The 7,158-nt window shown below is 33.1% G+C and carries 6 protein-coding genes and 1 pseudogene; 1 reads left to right on the top strand and 6 read right to left on the bottom strand.

Features of this window, described 5'->3' with window-relative positions; all coding sequences use genetic code 11:
• Positions 1-919: 919 nt before the first annotated feature.
• From gshAB to ACLBWW_RS28435, 4 genes are all read right to left on the bottom strand, one after another.
• Positions 920-3,187 carry a bifunctional glutamate--cysteine ligase GshA/glutathione synthetase GshB gene (gshAB, locus tag ACLBWW_RS28450; protein WP_107135165.1) on the bottom strand — a complete coding sequence of 756 codons (2,268 nt, stop codon included), beginning with the start codon at positions 3,185-3,187 and terminating at the stop codon, positions 920-922.
• A 70-nt stretch (positions 3,188-3,257) separates the two neighbouring features.
• Positions 3,258-3,530 carry a UDP-N-acetylmuramoylalanyl-D-glutamate--2,6-diaminopimelate ligase gene (locus ACLBWW_RS28445; RefSeq protein WP_097861307.1) on the bottom strand — a complete coding sequence of 91 codons (273 nt, stop codon included), beginning with the start codon at positions 3,528-3,530 and terminating at the stop codon, positions 3,258-3,260.
• A 166-nt stretch (positions 3,531-3,696) separates the two neighbouring features.
• Positions 3,697-4,530, bottom strand: a complete 834-nt coding sequence (gene fghA / locus ACLBWW_RS28440) for an S-formylglutathione hydrolase (protein ID WP_107135163.1) — start codon at positions 4,528-4,530, stop codon at positions 3,697-3,699.
• 4 nt (positions 4,531-4,534) lie between these two features.
• Positions 4,535-5,650, bottom strand: coding sequence for an S-(hydroxymethyl)glutathione dehydrogenase/class III alcohol dehydrogenase (locus ACLBWW_RS28435; protein WP_107135162.1), 1,116 nt, complete (start codon positions 5,648-5,650; stop codon positions 4,535-4,537).
• Positions 5,651-5,774: 124 nt separating this feature from the next.
• Here ACLBWW_RS28435 and ACLBWW_RS28430 point away from each other — a divergent pair, with 124 nt between their 5' ends.
• Positions 5,775-6,131: a winged helix-turn-helix transcriptional regulator gene (locus ACLBWW_RS28430; protein ID WP_000234701.1), complete on the top strand. Its 357-nt coding sequence runs from the start codon at positions 5,775-5,777 to the stop codon at positions 6,129-6,131.
• A 212-nt stretch (positions 6,132-6,343) separates the two neighbouring features.
• Here the strand turns inward: ACLBWW_RS28430 and ACLBWW_RS28425 are convergent.
• Positions 6,344-6,487, bottom strand: a pseudogene (locus ACLBWW_RS28425) (recombinase family protein); the annotation flags it as partial.
• A gap of 176 nt (positions 6,488-6,663) precedes the next feature.
• Positions 6,664-7,158: HXXEE domain-containing protein (locus ACLBWW_RS28420; RefSeq protein WP_447614398.1), on the bottom strand; the 495-nt coding region annotated here is incomplete at its 5' end.

Here is a 7,158-nt window from a genome sequence, read left to right as displayed (position 1 = left end):
CTTTCCGGAAAATCTATTAGATTTGGGTGTGAATGCATCTGTAATTATAGATTTTTATAGAGAATATGGGGTCACTATTACGAAAGAAAATATATAAAAAGTACCGTTCTATACTTGGTAGTACACATATGGCTATCCAGATAAGAAATACAAATATCTCCAAAACGAGAGAATGTACATCTTCATGTGAAAATGTACATTCTCTCGTTTTGCGGTGTTATAAAATTCTTAAGTTGATGGATGTGGGTTACCATACCCCAAAAAGAAAATTGTACGTTTAGACACATTTTAGACATATTTAAACTGATTCCTGTACGTTAAGGAACCGATTACTTAGTTTACTACTTTTTTTAAAGAATCAAATAGTGAAAATTTGCTTAACGTAAGTTTTATATCAACTATTACGTTGGGGTACAGCCAAGGTACGTGTATTATCTATACTATGAAAATCAGGAGTATTTAAAGTATTCTAAGAAGAAAAATTGAGTGATAAGATACGTTAAATATTTGATATCTTAACTAAGTAAACAATGTATTTAGTTACCTTGAGGGCAACGAACGGTTGTAGACTTCGATGTTGCAAGGATCGTTGTCAAACACATTGTTTACATGTATTTAAATTAAGGTTTTTACTCCTAAGTATAGATAACATGTATATCTCGGCTGTATCCCTTTTTCACTTGTTCTTGATTGATCAAATAAGTCAAAATATCTTTCTAAATTTTCCACTGATATGCCCCCTATTTTATCTTCTTCAAACTTGCATTCCAATAACTCATTTCTCATAAGCCTGTTTCTAAAATAATAATTTAAATTGGGACCTCTCAGAGGTCCCAATTAATTAAAAAGTAATGTCTCCATTTGTTACATCATTTACAATTTTTGTACTAATCCCTCTAACATCTCGAAAACTTCTAAATTATTTTTTTGATAGTTCAGGGAATAAATAATGTAATATACAGATAGTTAAACGTCTGGATTTACCTTTATACGGATATATATGCATATACATCGATGGATTAAAGTTTGCCTCAATAATTCCATAAGCATTTTTATTAGCTGCAGGAACTTCTGTATTTTCAATAATCAAATCAATACCACTAATATTAGCTCCAAGTGCCGACACAGCATCTACGGCAATTTTCTTATAATCATCGGGAATTTGATCTGTCACATCAATTGAGTCTCCACCTGTACTGACATTAGAATTTTCTCGCAGGAAAACAATTTCATCACTTGTTGGAATTGAATCTTTTCGATACCCTTGACCTTTAAGCATTAGGACCTCTAATTCACCTAATTGTATATTTTCTAAAGGTGTTCTATGGTCCATTCCTCTTAATGAATTCAGGTTCTTTTGAGCGACTAACTCTTCAATTGTATGTGAACCGTCTCCTATAACATTGGCAGGAATTCGTAATAAAACGGCAGAAACTTTGTCATCTAGCACAAAAAATCGATATTCTGTTCCATTAATAAATTCTTCTATTAATACTGATGAATCCTCTTTAAATGCTAATGTGAGTGCTTTTTGATAGTCTTCGTAACTTGCTCCGTCTTCTTTAAAAATAGATATTCCTAAACCATAATTTGTTGTTTTTGGTTTAACGACAAAAGGCTTTCCTGCAAATATATCATAGGAACGTAAAGCTTTTTCTATATCACTAAATTCCTCACCTATTGGTACACGAAATCCATGCTGTTGAAGAATTTTCTTTGTTACTGTTTTATTTTCCATAATTAATGGTGATACATAACTATCTTTACTTGTCATATTCCCATTTTTCACATATTCAACATGATTTCCTAGCTGTAGTTTTAAAAATTGATCTTGTCGATCTAAAACGTCTACTTGTATTCCTTGTTGAATAGCATCAAACATTAAAATTTGTGTAGACAACTCCATGTCAGTAAATCCTGATAGTTGATATGGTTTATCCCATGCTTTTTTATAATTTTCTTTAGCAATACGGTAAGCTACCTGACTTTGACTACTTTTTATAATCTCTTTATAAAGTCTTCCAGCTAAAGTTTTACTTGGATCTGTTAGCATTTCTCTCAAGTTAACAAACAAGGTATTCGAAATCGTTATGTCTAACAGCCCTGTTAAATGTTCCATTTCATCAATAATACGCTCAGCATCTGTTTTAAATTGCGTATGTTCTAACGGATGTTCAAGAGCCACTACATTATTTTGAAAGTCACCGATTTTTACCCATTCATCATTATTATCGTCTTGGTCAATCCAGAGTAAATAGATAAGGAAAAGATGTAGAAATTCTGCTTGTTCATGGCTAATTCCATATGTTTCAAAAGGATTTAAATCTAGGTTTCTTAATTCAATATAACGAATACCATGATTTTTTAAATCTGAAACTTGAGGACCGCCCCTTAAACGGACAGAGGCATAAAATTCTTTTTCTTCTAATAAAACCCCTTTATTCACCAGCGAAGAAAGATCAGATATATAGTTCTGTAAACTACTATAGGATACTTGAACATCATTTTCATTACTATAACCATGTTTACTATTTCTAATGCTTCTTACGGCGCCATTTAAAGGATTTATTTCAAAGAAATTCTTTTCACTACTAGGAGAAACACCAAAAAAATAAGTTATTAACCATCGATAGTGTAAATAATTCCTTGTGACTTTCAGATAAATTTCTGTTTTAAATTGATAATAATCCTTTATTTCTGATTGTAATTCAAATAATGCCTGAATCAAATCATCACTAAATTCAAAATTGTAATGAATACCACTAATCATTTGTTTTCGTCTACCATAAGAATTAGATAAATATCGACGATATAAAACATTTTCATGATTATTAAGTTTCGCAATAACAATATCTTCTTCTTTTTCGGGCAACTGTGGTGGCATGCTTAATGGCCAAAGCATTTCGTTTTCCCCCATAGAACGATAGGCTACATCATGGATAGCTGCTAAGTAATTAAATAAATCTCCTAGTGTCTCGGTAACAGGTGTAATTAGTTCCATCTGTGTTTCAGAGAAATCCCGCTGAATATAAGGATGATCATCTCTTACTGAAATACTATTGGGATGTTCTGTTTTAGCTAAACTTCCTGATAGATCAACTCGTTGACTTTCTTTTTCAACGCCAAAACGTGCTTTTAATACATATGGTTTAATACGGTCATTGTTTAACATTTTTTTCATTTCCATATAAACGGTACCCCCCAACAACTCAAATATTTGATATAGAAAGCGACAAAATTATAGCTATTTTTTACATTCAGCATTTGGATATTAATGGCCAAAGCATTTTATTCTTATCCACAGAGAGAGAAGGTATTTCGTGGATAGCTGCTAAGTAATTAATTACGTCTTCTAATGTTTTAGTATTAGGCTGAATGTATGATCTTGTATCTCTTATAGAAACGGGTTTAGACGTTTCAGTTGAACTTTCAAATAAGTCAACTTGTCGATTTTCCTTTTCAATCTCATAACGAGATTTTAATAAGGATGGTTTAACACGGTAATTAAATAACATTTTTTTAATCCACATGAACTCTTCCTCCCAATTTATTTGTTTTTACAAACGATATAATATGACAAAATATAATAATCAAAAGTACCCACATCTCTACATGCGGATACTTTTGTTACTATATTTTGATGTAAACTTAAATACTTCATATGCCATTGGAAGTGGCTATTGTTGTAAATAAGAATCATCTTAAATACTTCATATGGAAAGAGAAATGCTCATTTAAGAAAGTGGAAATAAAGAAGTAGCTATGATCATAGCCCTCCATTTTTTTATAAGTTACCATTTGACTATTTTTTTGAGCATTCTCTAAGAAAATATGCTCTTCCAATTGTTTTGGATAAAACTCGTCTTGACTACCTTGCATAATAAGAATAGGTGGAATCGTGTCTTCTTTAATTAATTCTGAAGCATCCCATTGTTTCCAAGAATTTTTGTCTTCACCTAAATAAGAGGTGAAAGCATTTATTCCCCATGGAACTTGACTAGGGGTTAGGATTGGCGAAAAAGCAGAAATCGCTTTGAATCTCTTAGCATTTTTTAAACCAATCACTAACGCCCCGTGCCCTCCCATTGAATGTCCCATTATGCTTTCTTCACCTGAAAAGTTAGGTACAATAGTCGCAGCAATGGATGTTAATTCATCTACTATATACGAATACATTTTATAATGCTGTGCCCAAGGATCCTGGGTAGCATTTAAATAAAAACCTGCCCCTTGTCCAAGATCCCATGATGCAATATCAGAAACGTATTCTCCACGTGGTGAAGTATCTGGCATAATCACTGCAACTTGATGCTTTTCAGCCAAACGTTGAAATCCACTTTTTTGACTAAAATTATCATCTGTACAAGTTAAACCAGATAGCCACCATATAAGTGGGACTTTTTTCTTTTCTTTATTTGATGGTAAGTAGATACTAAATTTCATATCACATTGCAAGACTTCTGAATAATGGCTATACTTACGTTGCTCTCCTTCGAAAGAACGATGTTGTTCAATACATGTAAGACTCATTATCTCACTCTCCATAAGTTAAAATCGTACGAATGGATTCACCTTTGTGTAGTAAGTCAAATGCCTCATTGATGTTTTTAAATTCTAAATGATGAGTGATAAATGAATCCAAATCAATTTCACCCTTCATATAATCTTCGACCATTTCTGGAAGCTCAGATCTTCCTTTAACTCCACCAAAGGCTGATCCACGCCATACTCGACCCGTTACTAATTGGAATGGACGAGTATGAATCTCTTTACCAGCACCGGCTACACCGATAATAATACTTTCGCCCCAACCTTTATGACATGCTTCAAGAGCAGACTTCATTACTTCAACATTACCAATACATTCAAAGCTATAGTCCACGCCTCCGTCTGTCATTTCGACTATAACTTCTTGAATTGGGCGATCATAATCTGCAGGGTTCACAAAATCAGTCGCTCCCATTTTTTTAGCTAGTTCCCATTTTTGAGGATTCAGGTCAACTGCAATAATTCGGCTTGCTTTCGCTTGAACTAGTCCTTGAATAGCAGCTAATCCAATCGCTCCTAAACCAAATACAGCTGTCACAGCTCCTTCTTCGACTTTTGCAGTGTTGTGTACAGCACCAATACCTGTCGTTACACCACACCCTAATAAGGCAACTTTATCTAACGGAGCGTTTTCGTCGATTTTTGCTAAATTAATTTCATTCACAACTGTATATTCACTGAATGTACTAGTTCCCATGTAATGATAAAGTGGCTCTCCGTTATAAGAGAAGCGAGTTGTTCCATCAGGCATTAAACCTTTACCTTGTGTTTCTCGTACAGCACTACATAGGTTTGTTTTACCAGAACGACAGAATTTACATTCTCCGCATTCAGGTGTATATAGTGGAATAACATGATCACCAGGTTTTAGTGAAGTAACTTCATCACCTACTGAAACGACAACACCGGCACCTTCATGACCTAATACAGCAGGAAATACTCCTTCTGGGTCGTCACCTGATAATGTAAAAGCATCTGTATGACAGACAGAAGTATATAATATTTTTACTAATACCTCTTTTGCTTTTGGCTCTTCTACATCGATTTCTACGATTTGAAGTGGCTCTCCTGGCTTAAATGCAACAGCAGCTCTACTTTTCAAATGAATCCCTACTTTCTTTTGTTTATTAATGTTTACACTACTAAGATTACACCTTATAATCTTAATTACAATACTGACATATTTGTCACTATAAACATTTTTAAAGAGAAAGGACTGAAAATTAATGGTTATTCATTATAAGGACAAAGAATTTTTTACTGGAAAAGATTTGGCTTTATCTGTGATTGGCGGTCGTTGGAAAATAGCAATTATATGGTGTTTGTTACAACGTTCCCCATTAAGATTAAGTGAAATACAAAAAAAGCTGCCTGAAGTTAATCAACGTATGTTGATTAGACAATTGAGAGAATTAGAAGATGATAAAATAATTACTCGATGTGTATACCCCGTAGTACCTCCTAAGGTTGAGTATGAACTTAGTAAAATTGGTCATCAACTAGAGAATGTTGTAACAGCCATCTGTGATTGGGGAGATGACTTTAGTGATTTTGTAGAAAAAGATTCGGACGAACTTAGTTGAAGAAACAAGTAAATATTGATTCATTAAAAATAGTGCGTAATTGTATGACTTAATCCATAAATTTGCATCCAAAAAACCGATAACTTTGCATCGAATGCTGTAAAGTCATACGTAACGACTAGTTAAGATAATTAACGAAAATATACGCTAAGCAAATTCCGACATAAAATGAGCCGAATTTCCTACTCTAAGGAATATTCGGCCCATATGCTTTATTTAGGCTGTAATTTGTTCTCTTCATATTCTTTTAGTATTTTATAAAAAATATTTTTCTTAAGTCCTAATAGTTCCATAAATATAACGCTCGTTATCTCTCTTTTTTTCCACTTTTCATAAGTTTCTTCAATAAGTAAGATTGAGAAAAAAGGGACTAAGAAATATTTCTTAGTCCCTTTTTTGTAGATTACTTTGGTGAACCTTTCTGTTAAGCTTGTTTAGAAAGTTCGATACTTTTGGGGGTACAATTTCTTAAGTTGATGGGCATGTATGGTGGCCCCTTGTACTCTCTTCAGCATCCAAAATTCCTTCTGAATCACTTTAATGAATCATTGTACGGACCTAATTGCTTTTTAGAAAAGTAATGAATTGTCTCCTTACTTTTCAGTAACATATTTCCTTTTATAATTAAAAAATAGGTAGCTACTAGAAAATAGACTATCCCTAATATCCAATCCGAATTTGTGGCTAAATTGTGTAAAAGAACATATCTCATATATGCATAACCAATCGGAACATGTAGCAATACAACCGCACCTAATCCTGGATTGTATATTGTTTTAGCTTTTATATTCGCAAAAATACCATGCCATATGAATTGAAAAAATCCCATTAAAATAGGTGCCAGCCCAAGCCATATAATATTTGGAAAGAAAAACGGAAGTAAATAAAAAACATACGCAATCAAAATATTTATTACCATAGCAGATTGCGTATTTAATGGATAGCGATCTGGTATATCACTTTTAAATATAACTACATTAAACAGACCAGCGAAATAACCTGGCCAACGATACTCTTCAAATTGATG

Source organism: Bacillus sp. M5A3_1b (genome assembly GCF_053345335.1).
The sequence above is the reverse complement of the archived record's forward strand: the minus strand, read 5'-3'. Positions and strand labels throughout refer to the sequence as shown.